Source organism: Salinivibrio sp. MA440 (assembly GCF_001996265.1).
Classification (GTDB): domain Bacteria; phylum Pseudomonadota; class Gammaproteobacteria; order Enterobacterales; family Vibrionaceae; genus Salinivibrio; species Salinivibrio costicola.
On record NZ_MUFI01000031.1, the window covers coordinates 1 to 23,723 of the forward strand.

General features: G+C 49.0%; 20 protein-coding genes and 1 riboswitch. Of the genes, 10 read left to right on the forward strand and 10 right to left on the reverse strand.

Annotation, left to right across the window (positions count from 1 at the left end; all coding sequences use genetic code 11):
- Nucleotides 1-216 precede the first annotated feature (216 nt).
- A riboswitch (cyclic di-GMP riboswitch) is annotated at nucleotides 217-318 on the forward strand.
- A 145-nt stretch (nucleotides 319-463) separates the two neighbouring features.
- The 6 genes from BZG80_RS10525 (at nucleotide 464) to BZG80_RS10550 (ending at nucleotide 7,701) form a co-directional block, all read left to right on the forward strand.
- The gene (locus BZG80_RS10525; RefSeq protein WP_077679300.1) at nucleotides 464-1,057 is read left to right on the forward strand and encodes a TfoX/Sxy family DNA transformation protein; all 594 of its coding nucleotides are present in this window, start codon (nucleotides 464-466) and stop codon (nucleotides 1,055-1,057) included.
- A 381-nt stretch (nucleotides 1,058-1,438) separates the two neighbouring features.
- Nucleotides 1,439-3,574: a dihydrolipoyl dehydrogenase gene (lpdA, locus tag BZG80_RS10530; RefSeq protein ID WP_077679301.1), complete on the forward strand. Its 2,136-nt coding sequence runs from the start codon at nucleotides 1,439-1,441 to the stop codon at nucleotides 3,572-3,574.
- Nucleotides 3,575-3,590: 16 nt separating this feature from the next.
- Nucleotides 3,591-4,730 carry an ABC transporter substrate-binding protein gene (locus BZG80_RS10535; RefSeq protein ID WP_077461135.1) on the forward strand — a complete coding sequence of 380 codons (1,140 nt, stop codon included), beginning with the start codon at nucleotides 3,591-3,593 and terminating at the stop codon, nucleotides 4,728-4,730.
- 11 nt (nucleotides 4,731-4,741) lie between these two features.
- Nucleotides 4,742-6,457 carry an ABC transporter permease gene (locus BZG80_RS10540; protein WP_077646724.1) on the forward strand — a complete coding sequence of 572 codons (1,716 nt, stop codon included), beginning with the start codon at nucleotides 4,742-4,744 and terminating at the stop codon, nucleotides 6,455-6,457.
- Nucleotides 6,417-7,088 (forward strand): ATP-binding cassette domain-containing protein, encoded by a 672-nt coding sequence (locus BZG80_RS10545; protein ID WP_077679302.1) that lies wholly within the window; start codon nucleotides 6,417-6,419, stop codon nucleotides 7,086-7,088. Before BZG80_RS10540 ends, BZG80_RS10545 begins: the two co-directional genes overlap by 41 nt.
- On the forward strand, nucleotides 7,081-7,701 hold the full coding sequence (locus BZG80_RS10550) for a CDP-alcohol phosphatidyltransferase family protein (RefSeq protein ID WP_077669928.1): 621 nt from the start codon (nucleotides 7,081-7,083) through the stop codon (nucleotides 7,699-7,701). The genes BZG80_RS10545 and BZG80_RS10550 overlap by 8 nt, the downstream gene beginning before the upstream one ends.
- 25 nt (nucleotides 7,702-7,726) lie before the next feature.
- Here the strand turns inward: BZG80_RS10550 and punR are convergent, their stop codons facing one another.
- A complete protein-coding gene (punR, locus tag BZG80_RS10555; RefSeq protein WP_077461131.1) occupies nucleotides 7,727-8,626 on the reverse strand; it encodes a DNA-binding transcriptional activator PunR in 900 nt (299 codons plus the stop codon).
- A 106-nt stretch (nucleotides 8,627-8,732) separates the two neighbouring features.
- On the opposite strand from punR, the gene punC reads away from it, so the two are divergent.
- Nucleotides 8,733-9,938: a purine nucleoside transporter PunC gene (punC, locus tag BZG80_RS10560; protein WP_077679303.1), complete on the forward strand. Its 1,206-nt coding sequence runs from the start codon at nucleotides 8,733-8,735 to the stop codon at nucleotides 9,936-9,938.
- A gap of 152 nt (nucleotides 9,939-10,090) precedes the next feature.
- Here the strand turns inward: punC and BZG80_RS10565 are convergent, their stop codons facing one another.
- The 7 genes from BZG80_RS10565 to BZG80_RS10595 all read right to left on the reverse strand — a co-directional run bounded on the left by BZG80_RS10565 (nucleotide 10,091) and on the right by BZG80_RS10595 (nucleotide 16,044).
- Nucleotides 10,091-10,519, reverse strand: a complete 429-nt coding sequence (locus BZG80_RS10565) for a VOC family protein (protein ID WP_077576045.1) — start codon at nucleotides 10,517-10,519, stop codon at nucleotides 10,091-10,093.
- Nucleotides 10,520-10,561: 42 nt separating this feature from the next.
- The gene (locus tag BZG80_RS10570) at nucleotides 10,562-10,855 is read right to left on the reverse strand and encodes a hypothetical protein (RefSeq protein WP_021023716.1); all 294 of its coding nucleotides are present in this window, start codon (nucleotides 10,853-10,855) and stop codon (nucleotides 10,562-10,564) included.
- 54 nt (nucleotides 10,856-10,909) lie between these two features.
- A complete protein-coding gene (locus tag BZG80_RS10575) occupies nucleotides 10,910-11,461 on the reverse strand; it encodes a lipocalin family protein (RefSeq protein WP_077679304.1) in 552 nt (183 codons plus the stop codon).
- A gap of 28 nt (nucleotides 11,462-11,489) precedes the next feature.
- Nucleotides 11,490-11,807: a DUF4144 family protein gene (locus tag BZG80_RS10580; protein WP_077679305.1), complete on the reverse strand. Its 318-nt coding sequence runs from the start codon at nucleotides 11,805-11,807 to the stop codon at nucleotides 11,490-11,492.
- Complete coding sequence (locus BZG80_RS10585) at nucleotides 11,804-12,166, reverse strand: DOPA 4,5-dioxygenase family protein (protein ID WP_077679306.1); 363 nt, start codon at nucleotides 12,164-12,166, stop codon at nucleotides 11,804-11,806. Before BZG80_RS10585 ends, BZG80_RS10580 begins: the two co-directional genes overlap by 4 nt.
- 185 nt (nucleotides 12,167-12,351) lie before the next feature.
- Complete coding sequence (locus BZG80_RS10590) at nucleotides 12,352-14,787, reverse strand: VolA/Pla-1 family phospholipase (protein ID WP_077679307.1); 2,436 nt, start codon at nucleotides 14,785-14,787, stop codon at nucleotides 12,352-12,354.
- A gap of 15 nt (nucleotides 14,788-14,802) precedes the next feature.
- On the reverse strand, nucleotides 14,803-16,044 hold the full coding sequence (locus tag BZG80_RS10595) for an outer membrane protein transport protein (RefSeq protein ID WP_077679308.1): 1,242 nt from the start codon (nucleotides 16,042-16,044) through the stop codon (nucleotides 14,803-14,805).
- A 293-nt stretch (nucleotides 16,045-16,337) separates the two neighbouring features.
- Here BZG80_RS10595 and BZG80_RS10600 point away from each other — a divergent pair, with 293 nt between their 5' ends.
- A complete protein-coding gene (locus tag BZG80_RS10600) occupies nucleotides 16,338-16,811 on the forward strand; it encodes a peroxiredoxin (protein WP_077646713.1) in 474 nt (157 codons plus the stop codon).
- 88 nt (nucleotides 16,812-16,899) lie between these two features.
- Here BZG80_RS10600 and BZG80_RS10605 read toward each other — a convergent pair whose 3' ends face one another.
- Nucleotides 16,900-18,534, reverse strand: coding sequence for an acyl-CoA synthetase (locus tag BZG80_RS10605; RefSeq protein WP_077679309.1), 1,635 nt, complete (start codon nucleotides 18,532-18,534; stop codon nucleotides 16,900-16,902).
- Nucleotides 18,535-18,676: 142 nt separating this feature from the next.
- On the reverse strand, nucleotides 18,677-19,249 hold the full coding sequence (locus BZG80_RS10610) for a nucleoside deaminase (protein ID WP_108744118.1): 573 nt from the start codon (nucleotides 19,247-19,249) through the stop codon (nucleotides 18,677-18,679).
- A 205-nt stretch (nucleotides 19,250-19,454) separates the two neighbouring features.
- Here BZG80_RS10610 and BZG80_RS10615 point away from each other — a divergent pair, with 205 nt between their 5' ends.
- Together BZG80_RS10615 and BZG80_RS10620 are read left to right on the forward strand one after the other, a co-directional pair.
- Entirely contained in the window at nucleotides 19,455-20,576 is a 1,122-nt protein-coding gene (locus BZG80_RS10615) for an efflux RND transporter periplasmic adaptor subunit (RefSeq protein WP_077679311.1), read from the forward strand.
- 10 nt (nucleotides 20,577-20,586) lie between these two features.
- Entirely contained in the window at nucleotides 20,587-23,682 is a 3,096-nt protein-coding gene (locus tag BZG80_RS10620; RefSeq protein ID WP_077679312.1) for an efflux RND transporter permease subunit, read from the forward strand.
- The last annotated feature ends 41 nt before the right edge of the window (nucleotides 23,683-23,723 follow it).

Here is a 23,723-nt window from a genome sequence, read left to right on the forward strand (position 1 = left end):
CATTAATCAGTCGAGACTCTGTAAAAAACCTAACCTAATGGTTTATCGCGTTTTTTTATGTAAAGCCACGCCCCTATGACGGTCGTGGCTTTTTTGATTTCCTATGGATAAGAGCTTTTACTTTAAATTATCAGTTACATACTTATTGAACCAATATCACATTTTGTATGCGTAGAGAGGGCGACATCTGTGTCCAATTATTATATCCTGGACGACGTTTGAACAAGGCAAACCATCGCGAAAGCATGGGACGCAAAGCCTCCGGCCTAATGATTCTGGCGTCACTGTCAGGGATTCAATGGTAGCGGGGCTGCCAGCGCTGTTGTTTTTATTGCTGAATCAAGTGTCAGCAAACGAACGGATCAAATCGAATATTTGATGCTTCGTTGACAATCTTGTCTGTTTGCCTTGTTAGACTGCGACTTTATTTTTAGGCATTCACATTCATCGAGATTGTTATTAAATGGATAAACCTGCTTTAAAAGACGCGATGCGTTTATTTGCCGAGTTTGGCAATATCAAATCCCGATCCATGTTCGGCGGATTTGGACTTTTTTGTGAAGACACCATGTTCGCCCTAGTGGTCAATAACACCCTCCACCTTCGTGCCGGTATAGAAAACGAGGCCTTACTCAAACAGCAAGGCTTAACGCCATATGTGTACAAAAAACGTGGATTCCCGGTCGTCACCAAATATTTTGCTATTCCTAGCGCTTGGTGGGACGATCCAGAGCGATTATTGGCCGAAGCGAAAACTGCTCTCGACGTTGCTATCCAGGATCGTTCTATGAAATCGGCAGCGACACCGTCAAGGCTCAAAGATCTCCCGAATCTACGATTGGCCACCGAACGAATGCTTAAAAAGGCAGGCATAGACTCGCCAGAAACATTGCAAAAGCACGGTGCCGTCGGCGCTTATAAAGCACTGAGATCTGCTCATGAAACACAATTGAGTCTCGAGCTTTTGTGGTCGTTAGAAGGGGCGATTACCGGTAAACACTGGTCGGTAGTGCCACCCCAACGCCGTCAAGAATTATTACAACACTTAGAAAAATAACCTCTCACAGTCACCTCTGTATGACTTACTAATTTTCCTGTGAGCAATGTTTGCGTTCAACACCGCCTTCTGGCGGTGTCGCTTTATTCTATTAACTCGTTGACATGTCTCTATGCCCTTCCTTTTGCGTCATCATCTTATCGAGTGCGCTTTTCTTTCCGTCGACTCTAGTTCGTGGAGATTAATCGGCGTTTTTTTGATTTAATTGGCGATTTTTCGTTTAACTGAAAGTTTTTAGCGATCGATACGGTCTTGTCAGAGGTAAGATCGACAGCACAGTTCGCTGATGCAACCGATAAATCAGCCAGTTAGTTGCCAACCGTCCACAAAAGTACTCTAAAGTAATAGCTGGCCCTCTTTAATTTAGCGACGAGACCTAATATGTCAGTAAAAAAACTTCTTGTTGGCCTAATGATTGCCGCCATCGTCGCGCTCTGGTTTAGTTTCGACCTTGGCCAATGGCTCACGCTCGACAATGCGAAAGCGCAACAGGCGATACTCAACGATTACATCGTTCAGCATTTTACCCAAGCCAGCCTATTTTTCTTGCTTGGCTATATTGTGATGACTGCCCTATCACTCCCCGGTGCCGCGGTAGCGAGCTTATTGGGCGCCGCATTGTTTGGATTTTGGTGGGGGCTGATTCTGGTCTCTTTCGCCAGCTCTATTGGTGCCACCCTCGCCTTCTTGGTCAGTCGTTTTTTACTCCAAGACTGGGTACAAAATCGCTTCGGTCAAAAATTAGATGCCATTAACCGTGGCATTGAAAAAGATGGCCGCTTTTATCTGCTCACGCTACGCCTCATTCCCATTTTTCCCTTTTTCTTAATTAATCTAGTGATGGGGTTAACGCCCTTAAAAACGCGCACCTTCTACTGGGTCAGCCAGCTAGGCATGCTACCGGGGACAGCTGTGTACGTGAATGCAGGGACTCAACTCGCCCAAATCGACTCACTTGGTGATGTGGTGTCGCCTTCGGTGCTTGGATCGCTCGCATTACTCGGCCTGTTCCCGCTGCTAGCAAAATGGATCATGGCGTGGGTCACGCGTCGTAAACGCTATCAAGGTTGGCGCAAGCCCCATCAGTTTGATCGCAATATGGTGGTAATTGGTGCCGGTGCAGGCGGACTGGTATCGAGTTATATCGCGGCAGTGGTGAAAGCAAAAGTCACGCTAGTTGAAAAAGGTTCGATGGGAGGTGATTGTCTAAACACCGGGTGTGTTCCCTCTAAAGCGCTGATACGCGCGGCGAAAACCATGCGAGAAATCGGCAAGGCCAAGGCGTTTGGCATTCATACCCAAGCGCCAGTCGTTGATTTTCCAGCGGTGATGGCGCGGGTAAAACAGGTGATTACCCACATTGAGCCCCATGATTCGGTCGAGCGTTACACCAAGCTCGGCGTGGAGTGCGTGCAAGGCGAAGCACACATCGTCTCGCCATGGGAAGTCGAGGTGAATGGCGAACGCCTCACTACCCGCAACATCGTGATAGCCACAGGCGCACGCCCCATGCTCCCTCCCATTCCCGGTTTGGCTGAGGTAACACATTACACCTCGGATACGATTTGGTCACTGACTGAACTGCCACCACGGTTGTTGGTGTTAGGCGGTGGTCCCATTGGCGCAGAACTGGCACAAAGTTTTGCGTGTTTAGGCAGCCAAGTGACGCTGGCTGAAATGGCGGATCAATTATTAAGCCGTGAAGATAAAGACGCTGCGCAACTGGTTGAAAGCGCGCTAGAACGTGACGGTGTCACGGTTTTAACACAGCACAAGGTCAAAGCATTTGAACAGCGTGGCAATGAGCAAATCGCCTTACTCGACGGCCCTGACGGTGAGAAAACCGTCACATTTGATGCGGTGCTGGTCGCGTTAGGACGCAGCGCCAACACCAAAGGCTTTGGTCTCGAAAAGCTCGATATTCCAGTGACCGAGCGTGGCACCATTCAGGTCAATGACTATTTACAAACTAATTACCCCAATATCTATGCAGTGGGTGATGTGGCAGGTCCCTTTCAGTTGACCCATGCCAGTGCCCATCAAGCGTGGTATGCCGCGGTCAATGCGTTATTTGGCCAATTTAAGCGTTTTAAAGCGGATTACTCGGTGATGCCAGCGGCAACATACACGTCCCCAGAAGTTGCACGTGTTGGGCTTAATGAAAAAGAAGCCAAAGCCAACCAACAAGACGTCGAAGTGACCTATTACGGCATTGATGATCTGGATCGCGCCATCGCTGATGGCAATGATCATGGCTTTATTAAAGTGCTGACACCAAAGGGAAAAGACACCATACTGGGGGTGACGATAGTGGGAGAACATGCCGGCGATTTATTGGCCGAGTTCACCTTAGCGATGCGCCATGGCTTGGGGCTGAACAAAATACTCGGCACCGTGCACCCTTATCCCACCATGAGTGAAGCGGTTAAATATACGGCGGGTATGTGGAAACAGGCGCATGCACCGGAGAAACTCCTACAGTGGGTCGAAAAATATCAACGCTGGATGCGTCACTAATCAATAAGGAAGCGCAATGAAACAATGGATAGCGGCCCTAACGCTCGCAATCACTAGTGGCTATGCCTTGGCCACTCCCGCTGAACAGGATTGGGCACAAGTCGAACAAGACGCGAACGGGCAGACCGTATATTTCAATGCCTGGGGCGGCAATCAGCAAATCAATGCTTATCTTCGTTGGGCTGGGCGTGAACTCAAACGTGAATACGGTGTGACCCTCAAACACGTTAAAGTGGCTGATATTGCAGAAACAGTGAATCGTTTATTGGCTGAAAAAACGGCGGGAAAAGATACCGGCGGCAGTGTCGATATGGTCTGGATTAATGGCGAGAACTTTAAATCGATGAAGGAAAACGGGCTACTTGAAGGCCCCTTTGTCGAGGCGCTGCCTAACTGGCAAATCGTTGATAAAACCTTGCCCGTGACAGAGGACTTTACTGAACCCACCAAAGGCTTGGAAGCACCATGGGGGGTCGGGCAACTGGTGTTTATTCACGATAAAAAAACACTCGCCAATCCTCCAAGCTCTTTTGCTGAATTGTTACAGCTCGCAAAAGCTAATCCGGGTCGGATCAGTTATCCGAAACCGCCCGAATTTCATGGCACCAGCTTTTTAAAAGCGGCATTGCTTGAGCTGACAAACAATCAACAGGCGTTGTATCAGCCCGTCGACGATGCAGACTTTGAGACCATAACTGCACCGCTATGGGACTACCTTGATGCACTGCACCCAGTCGCTTGGCGTAATGGGGAGCAATTTCCCTCAGGCAGCGCACACACCATGCAGCTTGTCGATGACGGTGCGCTGTTAATCGGGATCGCTTTTAATCCCAATGCGGCAAAATCCGCCATCGCCTCAGGGACGTTAGCGCCAACGGCACGCGCCTTTGCTTTTGAGCAGGGGGCTTTATCTAATATCCATTTTCTGGCGATCCCCTACAATGCCAATGCAAAAGCCGGCGCCAAGATAGCGATCAACTTTTTGATGGGTGAGAAGGCGCAATTGCGCAAAGCTCAGACTGATATTTGGGGCGATCCACCGGTGGTTAAACTGCCTGACACCGCTAAAACGCGCCGTTTTCAGTCCCAGCCAGAGCCGCATCCCAGTTGGCAAACCGCTCTCGAAAGCGCTTGGCTTAAACGTTACGGACAATAAAAGAGACCGTCATGGCACGTTTGTTGTTTGCCATCACGCTGGCGGTGTGCTGCCTGCCCTTACTTCCTGGGCTGGGAGGCCTGTTAACCAGTGCATTTGCGTTTTTACCTGCTTTGGGGCTGGCTGAAGCCAGTCTCTCGGGTTGGCGTGAACTCATTGCCTGGCCAGGCTTATCTCACTCACTCTGGCTCACACTGCTCTCTGGGCTAGCAAGTAGCTTATTGGCAGTGATGTTGAGCTTCGCTATTTTGCAAGCCACGTGGCAGACGCCCTTTTGGCAACGCATCGCGCGTAGCTTACCCGGTTTACTGGCCCTGCCCCATGTTGCATTTGCTATTGGACTGGTATTGTTTTTGTCCCCTTCAGGGTGGCTATTTCGCCTGTCTAGCCCATTGACCGGAGACATGCCACCGACTTGGTCACTAATACAGGATCCGTATGTGCTGGGCTTAACCCTAGCCCTCACCCTGAAAGAAACGCCGTTTTTGCTTTTAATGAGCCTTTCTGTGCTAAGCCAAATTGATGTGCATCGCTTAACGATGGTCTCTGCCAGCCTCGGCTATGATCGCACCAGTACCTGGATCAAAGTGATTTTTCCACTTTGGTTCGCCAAAATGCGTTTTCCTATTTTTGCCGTGGTGGCCTATAGCCTCTCGGTCGTCGACGTAGCGATGATTTTAGGTCCTAACACGCCACCAACCTTTGCTGTGTTAGTTTGGCAGTGGTTTAACGACCCTGATCTTTCATTACTCCCCCGAGCGTCGGCAGGGGCTTTGGTCCTGTTTTTACTGTGTGCCTTGGTACTCATTGGTTATCGATTTTTCGAATGGTTGATTTGTGAGCGCTTTAATCGTTGGCAATTCACAGGAACACGTCGTGCTTGGTTACCAGGGAGACACCTCTGGTGGCCCGTCGTGATTGTTCCCTTGTTGGTAATCCCGGCTTTGTTCATTTGGTCGTTCGCCTTACGCTGGTCATTTCCCGATTGGCTCCCCAGCCGTTATGGGCTGCGCTTTTGGAATCAAGAGCTTGCTTACGTTGGGGCGTTAATTGGGAATAGTGTTTTACTGGCGTTGATCAGTGCGACAGTCGCCGTCATATTTGCCATGGGCTGCCTTGAGCGCGCGGTTTCTCCTCGTCAGGGAGCACTGCCTAAAGCCGTGATTGCCATTCCTCTTTTGGTACCTCAACTGTCTATTTTGTTTGGGATCCAAGTGGCTGTGTATAGTTTACCGGGACAATGGCATGTACCCGCGACTATTTGGGCGCATATCTTTTTTGCTTTTCCTTATGTTTATTTAGCATTAGATGGCCCGTGGCAACAGTTTGATCAACGGCTTATCCAAACGGCTCGCAGTTTAGGCGTCAGTGCGATGGCTGCGTGGCTGCGTATCAAACTTCCCTTGCTGTTACCGGCGATTATTCTCGCCTGGGCAGTGGGCGCTAGTGTGAGCTTAGCCCAATATCTTCCTACGCAATTATTGGGGGCGGGTCGGATCAATACCCTAACAACCGAGGCAGTGAGCTTATCCAGTGGGTTGGATCGACGAATTAGCGGCCTATACGGCCTGATGCAAGCGCTGATCCCTTTACTGGTTTTCGTCCTGGCAACGTTTCTCAGTCGTGTCATGCAACGGCGACTGACACCTCATCAATCGGTTGCAACGCAACCAGGAGCAAATAATCATGACGCTGTGTGTCAATCAACTCAGCATAAACGCGCCTGATCAGTGTTTATTACACGATGTCTCTTTCAGCGTATCGCCTGGCGAGATCCTCACCGTGATGGGGCCGAGTGGCTGCGGAAAATCCAGTCTATTGAGCGTATTGGCGGGACACATCCAACCGCCAATGCATTACAGCGGCCAACTGACCTTAAATGGTGAGCCTTTTGATCAATTACCGCCGGAGCAGCGCCGTATCGGGATTTTATTTCAAGATGATTTACTCTTCCCGCATCTCAACGTCTGGCAGAACTTGGCCTTTGCACTGCCCTCATCGATGAATAAAAAAGACAAATACAACCATACCCTGGCAGCACTCGACGCAATCCACCTCGCTGCACTGGCTAACTATGCACCGTCGCAACTATCGGGAGGACAACGTGCGCGTATCAGTGTACTACGCGCGTTACTCGCTAAGCCCGATGCGATTTTGTTGGATGAACCGTTCAGTAAGCTTGATAAGCCGCTACGCCGTGATTTTCGCGCCTTTGTGTTTGGACAAATTGAACAAAGGCAAATCCCGGCGGTGATTGTGACCCACGATAGCGAAGATATTGCGCATCCTGATCATCGCCTAGACTGGCCAAGCCCAGAAACGCCCTTCACACCACAGGAGTACCCAGCAAATGCTTGATCGTTATGCGATTGCCGTGATCCGCTGGCCATTGAAACAAGCGGCGGTCCAACTCAGTCGGTGGGGAGCCAAACCTGACACGGTGACCTTGAGCGGGTTTTTTATTGGCTTACTGGCGCTGCCCGCTCTGGCGCTTCAAGCCTATGGGCTTGCGCTTAGCTTTATTGTGATTAATCGGCTTTTCGATGGCCTTGACGGTGCGATCGCGCGCGAGCAGGGCCTCAGTGATGCGGGAGGCTTTTTGGACATCACACTTGATTTTATTTTCTACGCATCCATTCCGTTGGGCTTTGCGCTCGCGGACCCAGCCAATAATGCGATAGCGGCAAGCTTTTTACTTTTTTGTTTTATGGGCACCGGGGCCAGCTTTTTAGCCTTTGCGACAATGGCAAGCAAGCATCAAATCGACAACCCCGTGTACGCAAACAAATCCTTGTATTACATCGGGGGGATCACCGAAGGCACAGAGACCATTGCCAGCTTTGTCTTGATGTGTCTTTTCCCGTCTTACATGGCGTGGATTGCTTGGGTATTTGGCATCGCGTGCTTGGTCACCGCTTCCAGTCGCGTCTGGGCTGGATACCATACGCTACGTGACATTGAAGGACGCTAGCAACGCTATCTCATGCGCGCTCACGTTATAGCCACTGCTGCTGTAATTGCTCTTTATCACCCAAATAATCGAGCAGCCAGCTTATCGGTGGCGATTCTTTATCTGAACGCCAAGCAATACAACATGGGCTGCTTAAAAGCGGATCCGCAAGCGTTAGCTCCACCAGCTCACCTCGAGCGATAGCCTCTTCGGCCATGTGAGAAGGCATCACACCAATGCCCAGACCGGCCTTAAAACATTGCATAGCACTGTGCCAATTCGGCACCGTTAGACGACGCTGGTTGTCCAATAGCCAAGTGGTACGGCGCGGCAAACGGCGCGAGGTATCCTCTAAACAAATGGCGGGATACGCTGCGAGCTGATCGTTGTCTAGCGGTTGTTCGCACTGCATGAGTGGGTGCGATGGACTGACAACAAACCGCCAACGCAAGGTGCCCATTTCTCGATAACGAAACGCACCACTGACGGGGACGGCGGCGGTCGCACCAATCGCGATATCTGCTCGATCATCGGCAAGTGCATCCCATACGCCATTGAACACTTCCATGGTCAGTAACAGTTCCACATCAGGAAACGCATCATAGAAGTCGCGCACGAGTGTGTTGACACTGTCTTCACGCACCACATTGTCGAGTGCAAGTGAGACACTTTGCGCCCATCCATTCGCAACCCGTTGTGTTTGTTGACGAATATTAGCCATCGCTTTCAGCATTTCGCGTGATTGCTCAACAAAGTATTCCCCAGCAGGCGTCAGCTTTACTTGGCGATGAAGACGTTCGAACAGTACCACCGCCAATTTGTCCTCTATTTGCCGCACTGTATAGCTCACCGCACTGGGTACTTTATGGAGCTCTGCGGCCGCGCCTGAAAAGCTGCCTCGGCGCGCGACCACCTCAATCACCTGAAAATCTTGGTAAGAAAACATTCACATCAAATTTTTTGAAAGGTATGTTCAAATCATACCGTTTCACAGCATGGATTGTTAGTCATAAACTGCTCGTTACATTAATCTTTGTATCAAGAGATAAAAAATGAACAAACAAGTGCCATTTATCACGCTATTTTGGCTTGCAGGGCTCAGTATGCTGGGTTTCTTAGCCACCGACATGTATTTGCCCGCTTTTGAGGCCATGCAAATCGATTTTGCGACATCGTCGGCGAATATCGGTTTAACCTTGAGTATCTTTTTGCTTGGTATGGCCTGTGGTCAACTCGTTTATGGCCCCCTTTCCGACCGCATTGGCCGTAAACCTGCACTGTTAATTGGCTTAAGTCTCTATAGCGTTGCGACCGTGGTATGTCTGTTTGCAGATAATATTTATCTGTTACTCGGTGCGCGCCTTGTTCAAGCGTTGGGCGCATGCAGCGCGATTGTGATTTGGCAAGCGGTGGTGATTGATCGCTACGAAGGCAAGTTGGGGCAAAAAATGTTCGCGACCATTATGCCGCTCGTTGCGCTATCGCCGGCATTAGCGCCTCTACTGGGCGCCTATTTACTTCAACATTTTGATTGGCGCAGTATTTTTGTGGTTTTATTTGCCCTAGGGATCGTTTTTATTGCACTGACTCTACGAGAGAAAGAAAGCTTAACTAAGCCAGCACAAGATACTAAAATTATTGATAAACTGAAGACTGATTATCAGCAAGTTTTTAAATCAAAAAAGTTCATCGGAAATATGCTTATCTTTGCTGGTTGCTCGGCCGCTTTCTTTGCCTATTTGACTGGATCGCCGTTTATCATGTCAGCGATGGGCTACACAGAATCCGATATTGGCCTGAGCTATATTCCACAAACAATCGCGTTTGTTGTCGGCGGGTATGCCTGTCGTTATGCACTGAATAAACTCAAAGATCACAGCATCCTTCCTTGGTTACTGAAACTGTTTGTCGCCAGTGTGGTGGTGATCTTTTTAATTAGCTGGCGCACTGATGTCACTAATATTTGGGCAATCTTGGGGCCATTCTGCTTTTTGGCAGCGGCCAATGGTGCCATTTATCCACTCGTGGTAAACCGAGCCTTAGAAGATTTTAAATCATGTAGCGCGACAGCGGCGGGCCTGCTCAACTTCTTACAGATGATTATCTGCTTTGTCGCGAGCGCCTTGGTCTCTGCGTTTGCCGCCTCAGGATTGTTCGCGGTCACGACCGTGATGCTATCAACCTGCGCGGTGGTGATTATCGGCTTTGGTTTAGTCTGGCATGCCAACCGTCAAGCGCAGACGCTAGCAACGGCATAAATGACTCGCTCGCTTCTCACAACGTAAAAAGGCGCCATAAAGCGCCTTTTTCTTTTTGAGTTTCGCTCACACAGATGCTGCAATCAACTGAGCCAGTGTTCGTTCAAACGTTTGCATCACAATGTATGTTTAGTCCAATACTAAGAGTATGTTTAGTCCAACACTAAGCTGCCATTGTCATCAAACTGCCAAGCCTCTCCATAGGCAACTTCCCACAAATAGTTGTCAGGGTCAGCAAAGTAACCACTATAGCCGCCCCAAAAAACATCTTGAGCAGGTTTGACAATTCGACCGCCGCATTCTTTAGACAGCGCAAGCACCTCATCGACCTCTTCTTTTGAACGCGTGTTATGCGCAAGCGTGATCCCACTGAAACCAGCGTCACTAACAGGCATACCGGGCTTTATGTCATCGGCTAAAGCGTCGATTGCATATAACGCTAAACGCGTTCCCGCTGTACTAAAAAACACTATCCCTTCTTCGGGGTGATTATGGGTTGGAAACCCTAGTTGGCGATAAAATTCATACGAACGTGATAAATCGGCAACCCCCAATGTAATGATGCTAATCCTTGCTTCCATACTTCCTCCGTGGTGTTGATTCTAGCTTACATCTTTGGGTGACTACGCGGTGTTAAGTTGCACATGGTTTGCTATACTTTTCAATGTGATTCCTGCCGCTGATAAGCGTGATTGGATCGCCATTAACGCCACATTGTATTCATGACTGTTTTTAAAATCTGCGATCCTTTGCCGATCCGTAAACATCAAACGGATCATCACACTTTGCGGAAAACGTTGATAATTCACCTCATGCGTTAGCCATTCAAAACCATCGACGTGTTTCATGGTCAGCTCACACACCTCAGTCAGTGCTTCGCGGATAGCATTGTCGTATTTTTTATCGGTTTTTCGCATGATTATCTCTTTTTGGTCTTCAGAAGATTGTTTGTCGCCATCAGATTACCCAGTTTAATCACTCGAAACTGGCTGCTTAGGATCAGTGCGGGAGTGATCAACAAAAATCAGTTCTTCCGTGGCAAAGCCTCGCTGTTTGGCTTCAGAGATAAAACGTTCTTTGACAGACTCAGGTACGGTCGGCGTGCGAGAGAGCAGCCAAAGATAGTCATGATCAGGGCCTGAAATAAAGGCATACTGGTAGTCATCACCTAACTCAAACACTACATAAGAACCATAGAAAGGCCCAAAGAACGAAACCTTCAGATACGCCGTCTTATCATTTTCAACGAAGTACGCCTTACCCTCTGCTTCTTGCCATTTGCCCTCTTCGCGACTAAAGCCTCGGTTGATTACTTTGACGCCACCGTCTTCACGCAACGAGTAAGTTGCCGTCACATCGGATAAGCCGCGCTCAAACGAGTGATCAAGTCTTGCCACTTCGTGCCATGTTCCCAAATAACGGTTGAGGTCAAAATTGGTTACCGGCGTCACATCTTTAGGCATACCAAGGCAGCCGGTTAATATCGTCGATAACAGAAACACGAATCCTAATCTTAATCTCATCACTCACTCCTTGCCGGATGGCACGAATCTAGTGCACCGCCAAACTGGCCATGGCGGTGGCCCTATCTTTAAATTGCATTTTTCTCACACAGCATTGACCCAGCTGCGCATAATGCGCTTGGATATGTGTCACGAGCTGAACAAGCGGCATGGTCTGCCCGCTTGGCTGCCAGTGCTGACCACCGTCTTGACTCAACCAGCAAACGCCTTGGCTATCCACCAGCCGATCATCTTCTGTGATCACGTTTTCGCGCAGCGCCTTAAGCGACGCAGGATCGGAGGCAAACGAGAGTTCATCATCCCCTTGCCAAATCAGTAGCGCAGGATAGTTGATATACGTGATCATGACTTGGGCTTAAATATATCAAGTTTGAGTGCCACTGACTTCCCTAACCAACCCACATGATCGGTATGATCAATGTAATCATCGCCCGTCACGCCATGCAAAAAGACGGTTAAATCGCCCCGATGCGCTTCAAGCCATGTCATCACCTCATCGAACGCGGCGTTGTCAAAGGCGATCTGAAAACTCCACTTTAGGTGTGGACCGACGCATTTGCGATGAAAACGGCCAAGGTCGATAGGCAGTGACGATACAGCGACCGCTTGATAGATAACATCCGCCTGCGCTTCGGTGTCGGCTTCGTAGTAGACATGGGCGTGGTAAGCCTGGTGAACATTGGCAAAAGAGTGATTAGAAGACATAAGCATCATTTGATTGAATACAATGGAATTGAGAATAGTTTACGTGAAACCAAGAGAAAGAAATAGTGACGAACGGTGTGGCTATTCAATCATGGCGCTAATCAACGCTGCCTAACTAAACGATAATAAGAAAAAGCGGCCGAGGCCGCTTTTGTTTGGTAACAACCTTTACGATAGCGCATGGGTTAATTCAACACACCGTTTGAGTTATCGACACTATCCAAGCTGGCGTCTCCACCAAAATCAACCGCTTGGCGAATCATTTCAGCGTGCACGGCTTGTTCTGCAAGCTCCGCCGTTTTCGGGAAGATAAAGGTGCTATGGCTCGCGTTATCACCGGCAAAGTCAACAAAGTTCTGGCCATCTTGCGCAGCGGAGGAGCTGGCATTGATGGTTGGTAGGCCAAGTTTCGCGGCTAATGGCTCAGAGCCAGCGAAATTATCAACAATGCCCGGTATCGTATAGGCGACGTCGTTCGGTACCGTGTCATCCCCATTGACTTGTTGCATATAAATCGGCGTAGTGCTTCCATCAATATAGGTTGCATTCGTATAGGGATCGACGGTATCGAGTAGCGTCTGTGCGGCATAATTAAATTGCTGTACCACACCATTCACTTCCGCTTGTGCGCTCTCTGAGCCGTTTGCCTCAAAAGTTTTGTAGCAGATAACATTATTTTCTGCGCTATTATCGAGCGTACAATTGTTACCGGCAAAGGTCTGATAAGCGGCACTGCCTTTAAAAGCAACACTGTGCTTAATCAAAGGACCAAACGAGTCCGACCCGAGAAGCAAGTTAGCAATTTGTCCCCCAGAGTTCGCCACGCTTAGCGCAGAGAAGTCATAATATGGGCCGACTCCTGTATCTGCGTTGTCACGGTTGGCCGCCGCAAACCCGGTGGTGCCAACAATGCCGCCTAGCGAGTGACCTAATAAGCGTGGTGCCGAGGTCGTGAAAGACGATATCGTCGCTAATGGCGTCCCCGCGAATCCTCCCATCAATTGGGTACGGGTCAAGCCAGCGCGCACGCCCATCACATCCAGCGCACTCTGGCGCACATTGTCACGCGCTACGGCCAGGTTATTCAGATTTAAGTACGCTGTCACATCGACATTAGCAGAGCGTTCAGCATCCAAACTGCGCTGACCATGGAGCGGTAAATCAATCGCCATCACCGCTTGGCCTGCATTGGTAAAGTTAGGCGCAAAGAAGTACGCATTTTCTTTTGCCGAGGTAATTCCGTGCTGATAAACCGTCAGTTTGGTAGTGCTATCAACCGTTGCTGGGGTAAACAGCAAGAAAGGTACCTCTTGCACTGATTTAATCTGCGGTACTGGGCTGTAGCGGGTAATAATCCGCTCAGGATCCAACTGACTACCGTCGGCTTTAGTCAATGTGACACCGGCCAGTTTAAATAGCTCTTCAGTAATTAAAGTCTTGTCATCTCCGCTTAGTACCGCTATATCGACACCAGCCTCAGCAAGCTGCGCGGCAATGGTCGCTTTTTGCTCAGGGTCTTGCAGGGCATTCAATACTTTGGCCAAGCTGGGGGTTGCCGACTCAAACGGTTGGCTATTCCAGTTGCTATCGGTTTCCAAATAGTAAGGAAGCTTTATGGTGCCTGTTGACACCTGAACATCAGCTAAGTTAACACCGTTTAAATTAAATGCGCCGATGACTTTGGCTTTGATATTTTCGTCATTTGGATCAAAGTACTGGGTAAACTGGGCATCCCCATTCAAAGCCGTTTGATAGTCCTGAGTGCCGGTAATATCGATGTTGTAGGCATCCGATAAATCAGCATTATTGGGGTTGGCGCCCGCTTTCCATACTGCAGCTAGGCTTCCAGCATCAAATCCAGCCGCCGTCGCTAGCTTGGTATAGTTTAAGCTATCACCCACCGATTGGGTGGAGAACCAGGTGGAGTAGACGATGGGGGAATTCGCCCCGGCGGCCTTCGCCAGCTTTTCAACACCTTTAATAACCGTTGCCGGTTTTTCTAACGCTGTCCCGGTAAAATCTTTATTGGTCGACTTTAACGATGCATAGCTCGTTGACGTACCGACGGGATTGCCATTGGCATCCGTCATTTCATCGGTAATCACCACAATGTATTCACTGCTCGGCGCTAAGTCGCTAGTGGGTAATATCGTCAGTGTGTCTGTCGCCGCACTGGTGATAGCATTGAAATCGCTACCGAGCGTTAGCACCTTTTCTGGAAGCGGATTTTCCCCAGTCAGCGACTCAGTTAGTTTCACCAGATAAACACCGCCAGAGACAGGACCATCGACCAACCCTGCGCCTTTAAAGTCAAACACCAGCGGCATGGTGGTCGACCAACCATCCATGGTATTCATCGCCGCACGCGGATTACTTAATGTGCTGTCACTGCCAGTGGGTAAATTTAAGGTGCCGTCGTTAGGGTTCATTAATAAAAAGGTTGGCACCGGGACAGATTGATTTTTCCCCTGTAAGGTAAAATCGATTTTGGTGTCACGCTCAAGTAGGGCTTGGACCTCAGCATTAAAGTCAGGATTGGTCGAGCTGGTCTTATCATCCCCACAGCCTGCCAATAAAAGCGCAGCAGCCACTATCGATAACGAAAAAGAATGCTTTAACATGAATGGGCTCCCATTTTAAAAGGTATAGTTGAGTTGCACTGCGCTTAAATACGCATCGCCTTTCGATGAAATTTCAATATCCTGACCCAAGCCATTGGTCTCTTTAAAGTTTCCATCACGGCTTCTAATCCAGGTAATCGCCGCATCAATGGTTAAATCGGCATTGTATTGGTAGGTAAAGCCGGTTGAATACCAATAACGGTCCGAGTCGGGAATACTCAAGGTCGCTTTGCCCGCTTTTTCATCAAAGGCGACCCCTGCGCGACCTGTCCACGCATCATTAAACTGATAAGTACCGCCGAGTGAAAGGCGTACGTTATCTTTGTATTGCTCATCTTTATAAAAACATTGATTCGGTGTACCGTCGTTACACTGACTGGACGTTGCTTTTAGCTCTTTAAATGAACGCCAGCCCGTGCGTTTCCAGCTGTAATGCATGGCAAAGTCATCGGTTAACTGATGAAACCCTGATACTTCATAAATTTCCGGTAAGTCGAGCTCTAAATCACCATCGACTTTCGGTGGTGTAGAAATCCCTGTGTCATAGCTATTGAGATCGCCGTCTTCAAATTCGAGTGCCACCTCAGAGCGGTAGCCAAATCCAATGCGATGATCATCATTAAAGTGATAGGTGGTGCCCACATTAAAGCCATAGCCAACTGCATCGCCTTTTAACGACAGTAAGTTATCTCGCTTATCTCCACCCAGCGCACCAGCTAATGCGCCTTTATACCGGGTGAGTTCTGCTTTGGCGTATACCAAACTTAACCCTGCGCCGACACTCCATTTGTCGTTCACTTGATAAGCCAAAGCGGGGTTCAAATTAGTGGTAAGAAGATCTGTATGGCCGGCAATATCGCCTACCTGCATGTCATCCGGATAATCTGTTGCCACGCCATAGGTGGTATATAAGCCAACACCCCATGACCATTTATCGGTTTGCGGCGATACATAATAAAACGCAGGCACCGCTTTAACTGGTGCAACGTCTTTGGCTTCTTCGTTATTGGTTTTATCTTTGATTCGAATATGGGGATCAACAATATGAATCGCACCGGAAACTTGGCGCTTTTCTAATAACATCATATTGGCCGGGTTTCGGGCGAGAGTGGATGCGTTATCAGCAATGGCGGCTTCGCCAGAATAAGCACGTCCAAGGCCAGTTGCTGAATGTTCAGCGACCTGAAACCCTGCCCCATGAGCTTGAGTCGCGGCGATGATGCCAACCGCAATCGTTGAGAGCTGCTTCTTGTTCACTAGTCGGACCTCCGAGGTCTCTTGTTTAGTATGAGATTTGAATGTTATTTGTATGTAAACAACTTGTCAAATGATTGAATTACCTCGAACAATGACAAGGCTGGGGATTATAGGGCGTGGATCACAAAGTAAAAGTGGTTATTAATTGGTAAGACCAGCATGCTTAAATTGCACATTATCGACGCATATATCGCCTAAAACCCCATCAAGTTTCGGTATTTTCAAGGCGTAAATAAGCGTAGACTCGATGGCAGAAGGATAAAGTTCGATAACACAATGACCAAGGAGTCATCATGATTCAGCAAGGACAACCTCTACCCAGCGCTACACTCAGCGAACTCACTGCTGAAGGAATGCAAACCCACGACATCCCTGCCCTTTTCGCCAACAAGAAGGTTGTGCTGTTCGCGGTGCCGGGGGCCTTTACCCCAACCTGTTCAGAGTCGCACTTACCGGGTTTTGTGGTGAAAGCGGATGAGATTAAAGCAAAAGGCGTCGATATGATTGCCTGCGTATCGGTTAACGATGCCTTTGTGATGCAGGCTTGGGGCGAGGCACAAAATGCCAATCAGATTCATATGCTGGCCGACGGTGATGCGAGCTTTACCAAGGCGCTAGGACTAGAAATGGATTCAGGTAAGTTTGGCGGTGTTCGCTCACAGCGCTATGCCATGATCATTGAAAATGGCACCGTCACCCAGCTTAATGTTGAGCCGCCGAAAAGCTTTGACGTTTCCAGTGCTGAGGCCGTACTCAAGCAGCTATAGGTTTGCCAGATGTTAGGCGATAACTCGCCCAACTGACGGCCTGAACGTGATTTAATAAGCGGTGACGGGATGACGCCACCGCTTTTTATTACACTGACTTTTCACTCACGTTACGACGCAGTACATATTTTTGCACTTTCCCTGTCGACGTTTTTGGGAGTGTTGTAAAGATCACTTTTTTAGGCGCTTTAAAGTGAGCCATTTGATCACGACAGAAAGCAATAATGTCTGCTTCGGTCACGGCTGATGCTTCGGTCATTTTGACAAACGCACAGGGAACCTCACCCCATTTTTCATCGGGCATCGCTATCACCGCGACTTCGTCAATCTCGGGGTGACGATACAAGACATCTTCAATTTCAATGCTGGAAATATTCTCTCCACCACTAATAATGATATCTTTCAGTCTATCTTTGATTTCGATGTAATTATCGGCATGCCACACTGCTAAATCGCCCGTTCTAAACCAGCCGTTACTCATGGCATCTTCCGTCGCGCTGGGGTTCTTTAAGTAGCCTTTCATTACGATGTTACCGCGGACAAAAATCTCACCGAGTGTGCCACCATCTTTTGCAACCGGTTTAAACGTCACCGGATCGGCGACCATCAGATCCCCTTGCATCGGCGCGCGTACGCCTTGGCGCGCTTTCATCCGCGCTTTTTCTTGTTGGGAGAGGTGATCCCAATGATGCTGCCAATCACACACCACGCAAGGACCGTAGGTTTCGGTGAGCCCATAAACATGGGTCACAGCAATGCCCATCGCTTCCATGCCCTCAATCACAGAGGCAGGTGGCGCGGCACCTGCGGTCATGACCTTGATGGTATGCTTAATGCCAGATTTTAACGCCGGATCAGCACTGTTGATCATATTAAGGACAATGGGCGCACCGCAGAAATGAGTGACTTTATGGGTTTTTATCGCATCAAAGATAGGCTCGGCCCGCACATGCCGTAGGCTGACACTCACCCCCGCCGTTGCGGCCACCGTCCATGGGAAACACCAACCATTACAGTGGAACATGGGTAGCGTCCAAAGATACACGGGATGGGAATCTATGTTCCATGACAACACATTACTTACCGCATTCAGATGGGCGCCACGGTGATGATACACCACCCCTTTGGGATTGCCCGTGGTGCCCGAGGTATAATTAAGAGAAATGGCTTGCCATTCATCGTCTGGCAATGCGTACTGATAATCACCATCCCCTTTTGCTAAAAACGTCTCGTAGGTAGTTTCACTGATGCATTCGCCATGCGGATACAAGGGATCATCAATCGCAATCACTAACGGACGGTGTTTAATCATCTTTAACGCCCGCTTAGCCACTTCCGTCATTTCCTTGTCGACGATAAACACTTTGCTTTCCGCGTGTTCAAGGATAAAAGCGACGGTTTCCGCTTCTAACCGGGTATTAATGGTATTGAGTACGGCACCTGTCATCGGCACACTAAAATGCAACTCAAAGACTTCAGGCAGGTTGGGAGCCATCACCGATACCGTATCACCCAGCCCAATGCCGGCTTGAGTCAATGCCGACGCAAATTGACGACAACGCTGATCGACTTGCTGCCAACTCCAACATAAATGGCCATGAACGCTGGCCGGATAATCTGGATAGACGCTGGCGGCCCGCTCAAGGAAAGAAAGCGGGCTCAGTGTTTGATAATTGGCTGGGCTTTTGTCCAAGCCAAGATCGTAGATATTATTAGATGACATAACGCACTCCTTGCTGACTGTGTCTAGATAACTAGATCACGTTAGCATGTCATCGAGCATGCGCTATTCAACTTAAGTCGATATGGCGGCGACAACACAAAAAGGCCCAGCCAATCCTCGTAGGCTACTCTTATCAAAATTCTTATTTCTTTGCGTTCACCGCACTCACACCTTGCCAATCTTCTAACTCTTGTTCGGGGTGCTCGGTTCTAAATTGCTGATACAGCGCAATGCCCAGCGGATCTTCTAGCACATCGACCGTCACGCCTTTCTCTTGCAGCATCGTCTCGTTACCGCTCGCACTGGTCACATCGCCGACCACCACTCGCGCGAAACCACGCATAAAGATTAATGTGGCGCAAACATCGCAAGGGCTTAAACTGGTGAATAAGGTCGTTTGGCTAAAATCGATTCGCCCAGCGTCACGCATTGCAGCTGTTTCGCCGTGATTATAAGGATGGTTTTCTTGCACCAGCGTGTTGTATCCCTTACCCACAATTTGGCGCGTGTGATTATCAATAATCACCGCGCCAATGGGACAGCCGCCTTCTTGTGCACTTTTTTCTGCAAGGCGTACCGCGATCCTCATAAAATCAGTATCTGTTAACTTAGTGCAAAAATGAGCGTCCATCAGTACAGGTAGACTAAGCGTCGGCATATGGGCAATCGCACGCAATGTCGCTTCATCCACGTTGCTATTTGCGTTGAGTAGCATCCGCTTTCTCCTCATTCGTTTAGGTTTATGACTCTAGCCTGAACAGCTCCACAAAATCATCAATTTACTCCCAACCAATGAACCAAACAGTGATATGGTTTGTATTAGTCAATTCGACGTACCGTTGTAAGGTAAGCCTACCTTTTTGCGTTTGCGTTTTATGCGCTGACCACGGTCGGTGATGGATTTTTTTCAGGGACTTTTTATGACAAAGCGTTTAATTCTGATGTTAGTCGCGTGTGTGCTCGTATTTGGTGGGATTTTTGCCTACAAAATGGTGGGTGATCATTTTATGAATCAATTTTTTGACAATATGCCTGCCCCGACGGCGACTGTCACAGCCACCACAGTGTCGACGCACCCATGGCGTGAACAACAAACTACCATTGGTAGTTTTGCCGCGATTAATGAAACTCAGTTGACCACCGAAGCAAACGGCATTGTCGATGATATTTTCTTTGATAATGCGACCCCAGTAAAAAAAGGGCAACGGCTGCTGACACTCGATGCCAGTGTTGATCAAGCAGAGTTGCGCCGACTCGAATCTGTGGCTGAACTAGCACAATTAGAGATGCGCCGTTACCAACGCCTTTACAGAGATAAAAACGTATCAGATTCGGAACTCAAACGCAAAGAAAGTGAGGCTAAACAAGCAGATGCAGCAGTTGATAGCCAACAAGCGCGCATTGCACAGAAGTCGCTAACCGCCCCTTTCGATGGCATTATTGGCATCCGTAAAGTCAGTCTTGGTCAATTAATTGCTCCAGGTTCAGTGGTCGCAACCCTGACCTCAGTGAATCCAATTCATCTTAATTTTACCCTGCCCGAGCAACAGCTTAGTACCCTACAAGATGGCCAAACAGTCTCAGCGACTATCACGGCGCGACCTGAACAAACGTTTACTGGCACAGTCACCGCTATTTCTCCTGTCGTTACCCAATCGAGCCGTAGTGTCGACATTCAGGCCACCTTTGACAATCCAGACGCCATTTTACGCTCGGGCATGTTTGCACGCGTGAGTCTTGATCAAGGTGAAGAAACGCAAAATGTCTTACTGGCGCCACAAACCGCGATTCAATTTAACCCCTATGGCAACGCCGTTTTCGTGATCCAAGAACAAGATGATGCACTGACGGTGCAACAGCGTTTTGTTCAAACCGGCGCACGCCGCGGTGACATGATTGTGATAGAGGATGGCCTGGAAAGCGGCGATCGCATCGTGACTTCGGGACTGCTCAAGCTGCGCAACGGCAGTAACGTGAAGATCAGTGATAATCCGCGTGTTCAGCCCAGCGAAGATCTTGATCCCAACGTTGTGAATCAATAGGAGCTATTCGATGCGATTTACCGACGTATTTATCAAGAAACCCGTATTAGCGTCCGTCGTTAGCCTGTTCATTATCTTGCTAGGTTTACGCGCCATCACCGACATGAATGTGCGCCAGTTCCCGGAAATTAAGAATGCGGTTATCAGCGTGTCGACCACCTATATCGGTGCAGATGCCGATTTGATTCAAGGATTTATTACCACACCGCTGGAGCGTGAAATTGCCGCATCAGAAGGGATTGATTACTTGGTTTCGACGTCGACGGCAGGCGTCAGCACTATCGAGGCCTATTTGCGTCTTGATTACGACCCTAATGAAGCACTCACGCAAATTGCCGCACAGGTCAACAAGGTACGGTCTGAGCTGCCTGAAGATGCGCGTGAACCCGTGGTCACCTTGCAAGTCGGTGAAACCGTGGCGGCGATGTATCTCGCCTTTTACTCTGAGGTACTCAGTGATAACCAAATTACCGACTACTTGGTGCGTGTGGTTGAGCCGCAACTTTCTACGATTCCCGGCGTACAACGCGCCAATGTACTCGGTGCTAGCAGCTTTGCGATGCGGGTTTGGCTCGATTCGGTCAAGCTCGCTGCATACGATCTTACCGGCACGGATGTCGTTGCTGCATTGCGCAATAATAATGTTCTGGCAACGCTTGGACGCACCAAAGGCCAAGATGTCGCGATAGATTTAAACGCTGCCACAGACATTCATGACGTCAGACAATTTGAAGATCTGGTGATCAGCAGCGATGGCCAATCGGTAGTACGTTTAGAGGATGTCGCGACGGTTGAATTAGGTGCAGAAAGTTATCAAACGTCCGTTAACTTTAACGGATTAGATGCCACCTTTATCGGCATTGAAGTGTCCCCGGATGCCAATGCTCTTGATGTTATTGAATCAGTCAATGAGGTTTGGGACGCGGATATTATCCCCCAACTACCACAAGGCTTATCAGCCTATATCGCTTATGACTCCACCGAGTATATTGATAATGCCATTGATGAGGTGGTGATATCGATTATTCTCGCCCTAGCGATTGTGGTCTTCGTTATTTATGGCTTTTTAGGATCATTGCGCTCGGTGATTATTCCGGCGGTCGCCATTCCGGTGTCATTAATCGGCACCTTCTTCTTGATGTTTCTATTAGGCTTTTCCATCAACCTGCTCACCTTGTTGGCAATGGTTCTCGCGATTGGCGTGGTGGTCGATGATGCGATTATCATGCTGGAGAATGTCCACCGCCATATTGAAGAAGGAAAGAGTCGAACAGAGGCCGCTATTGAGGGGGCGCGTGAGCTAGCTTGGCCGATTATTACCATGTCGACGACGCTCGTCGCGGTATTCTTGCCCATTGGCTTTGTCGGGGGGTTAACCGGTGTCTTGTTTGTCGAATTTGCGTTTACCCTCGCCGCCTCGGTGATTTTGTCGGGAGTGGTCGCACTAACACTTTCACCGATGATGTGTGCCTATGTACTCAAACCTTATCAAGCCGATAAAGCGGCGAAAGAGAATTCTCTTGAACATTGGTTAGATAAACAATTTGATCGTTTATACCGTCGCTATAAACGTACCCTACATAGTTTGCTAAATACTAACGGCGTTGTGCTTACTTTTGGCGCAATTGTGTTGGTATCCTGCTACTTTTTGTTTATCACCAGCCCCTCTGAATTAGAACCGGCAGAGGATCAAGGGTTCGTCTTCTCTATTTTGGAGGCCGATAGCCAAACCACACTGGACGCGCTATCTGCTAGCACAGACGAGTTAAACCGGCTCATTGATGATGTGCCAGAAATTGATAATGTCTTTATTATTAATGGCTCAGGCGGCACCAATAATGCCATCGCTGGTATTGTGCTTGCCCCTTGGGATGAGCGTRAGCGCAGTACCCAAGCCATCTTAGAAAACGAGATTCAGCCCTTTATGGAGAGCCAGCCAGGCTTAAGTAGCTTTGCATTGGTGCCACCTTCATTACCGTCTCCAGGCGGAGGGACTCCGGTCGAGTTTATTATTGGCTCAACCCAGCCTTATGAAGCCATCAATGAAGTCGCCAATAATATTGTTGGTAAAGCGATGCAAAGTGGGCGATTTATCTTTGTGGATACCGATCTAAGTATCGACCGTCCAAAGCAAACGGTCAACATCGACCGTGAAAAGGCCGCCTTGATGGGTGTGAGCATGCAACAGCTCGCGGCCGACATGGGCTCACTGTTATCCGGCGCTGACGCTGGACGGTTTTCACTGGATAACCGCTCATACCGTGTAATCCCACAAGTCGCGCGTAGTGAGCGTCTTACGCCAGATCAACTGCGTCAGTTTTATACCCGCAACCAAGAAGGTGAACTGATCCAACTTTCGACCTTAGTGACCTTAGAAGAAAGCGTTCAGCCACAAGCGCTGCGAGGCTTTCAACAACTCAATGCGGTTAAAATCTCGGGCGTCCCACGTCCAGGTGTCCCCTTAGGCGAAGCGCTAGGTGTATTACAAGAGATCGCCGCAACCGAATTACCGGCTGGGTTCAGTGTCGATTATGCAGGGCAATCGCGGCAATTTATGAGCGAAGGCCAACAACTGGTCGTCACCTTCTTCTTTGCCCTGGTGGTGATTTTCTTAATCTTGGCGGCGCAGTTTGAGTCGTTTAAAAACGCGATCATTATTTTGGTCACGGTCCCCATGAGTGTGTGTGGGGCGTTGATATTTATCAGCCTTGGTTTTACCACGCTGAATATCTATACCCAGGTCGGTTTGCTCACTTTGGTGGGGCTAATTGCAAAACATGGTATCTTAATCGTCGAGTTCGCCAATCAGTTACAGCAAGATGGGCGCACGAAACGCGAGGCGATTGAAGAAGCGACAGCGATCCGTTTACGCCCTATCTTGATGACAACGGCTGCGACGGTTCTCGCCATGATCCCGCTCTTGATTGCCTCAGGAGCCGGTGCAGGCGCGCGTTTTGCCATGGGGTTAGTGATTGCCAGTGGGATGACACTGGGCACCTTGTTCACCCTGTTCGTGGTACCCGCGATGTACTTGTTCTTAGCCAAAGCGATTACGCCGACGCCAACTGAACATATGGTGTCAACGGAAACAAACCACGACGCCTAACCTTCCCACATCAGGCCACAGCGCAAAACACTGTGGCCTGA

Coding starts and splice junctions, on each gene's coding strand:
- BZG80_RS10565 (WP_077576045.1), bottom strand. CDS start 10,519: ATGGAAGCAAGGATTAGCATCATTACATTGGGGGTTGCCGATTTATCA.
- BZG80_RS10605 (WP_077679309.1), bottom strand. CDS start 18,534: ATGTCATCTAATAATATCTACGATCTTGGCTTGGACAAAAGCCCAGCC.
- BZG80_RS10525 (WP_077679300.1), top strand. CDS start 464: ATGGATAAACCTGCTTTAAAAGACGCGATGCGTTTATTTGCCGAGTTT.
- BZG80_RS10600 (WP_077646713.1), top strand. CDS start 16,338: ATGATTCAGCAAGGACAACCTCTACCCAGCGCTACACTCAGCGAACTC.
- BZG80_RS10580 (WP_077679305.1), bottom strand. CDS start 11,807: ATGATCACGTATATCAACTATCCTGCGCTACTGATTTGGCAAGGGGAT.
- punC (WP_077679303.1), top strand. CDS start 8,733: ATGAACAAACAAGTGCCATTTATCACGCTATTTTGGCTTGCAGGGCTC.
- BZG80_RS10575 (WP_077679304.1), bottom strand. CDS start 11,461: ATGAGATTAAGATTAGGATTCGTGTTTCTGTTATCGACGATATTAACC.
- punR (WP_077461131.1), bottom strand. CDS start 8,626: ATGTTTTCTTACCAAGATTTTCAGGTGATTGAGGTGGTCGCGCGCCGA.
- BZG80_RS10610 (WP_108744118.1), bottom strand. CDS start 19,249: ATGCTACTCAACGCAAATAGCAACGTGGATGAAGCGACATTGCGTGCG.
- lpdA (WP_077679301.1), top strand. CDS start 1,439: ATGTCAGTAAAAAAACTTCTTGTTGGCCTAATGATTGCCGCCATCGTC.
- BZG80_RS10585 (WP_077679306.1), bottom strand. CDS start 12,166: ATGTCTTCTAATCACTCTTTTGCCAATGTTCACCAGGCTTACCACGCC.
- BZG80_RS10550 (WP_077669928.1), top strand. CDS start 7,081: ATGCTTGATCGTTATGCGATTGCCGTGATCCGCTGGCCATTGAAACAA.
- BZG80_RS10570 (WP_021023716.1), bottom strand. CDS start 10,855: ATGCGAAAAACCGATAAAAAATACGACAATGCTATCCGCGAAGCACTG.
- BZG80_RS10590 (WP_077679307.1), bottom strand. CDS start 14,787: ATGTTAAAGCATTCTTTTTCGTTATCGATAGTGGCTGCTGCGCTTTTA.
- BZG80_RS10535 (WP_077461135.1), top strand. CDS start 3,591: ATGAAACAATGGATAGCGGCCCTAACGCTCGCAATCACTAGTGGCTAT.
- BZG80_RS10540 (WP_077646724.1), top strand. CDS start 4,742: ATGGCACGTTTGTTGTTTGCCATCACGCTGGCGGTGTGCTGCCTGCCC.
- BZG80_RS10615 (WP_077679311.1), top strand. CDS start 19,455: ATGACAAAGCGTTTAATTCTGATGTTAGTCGCGTGTGTGCTCGTATTT.
- BZG80_RS10545 (WP_077679302.1), top strand. CDS start 6,417: ATGACGCTGTGTGTCAATCAACTCAGCATAAACGCGCCTGATCAGTGT.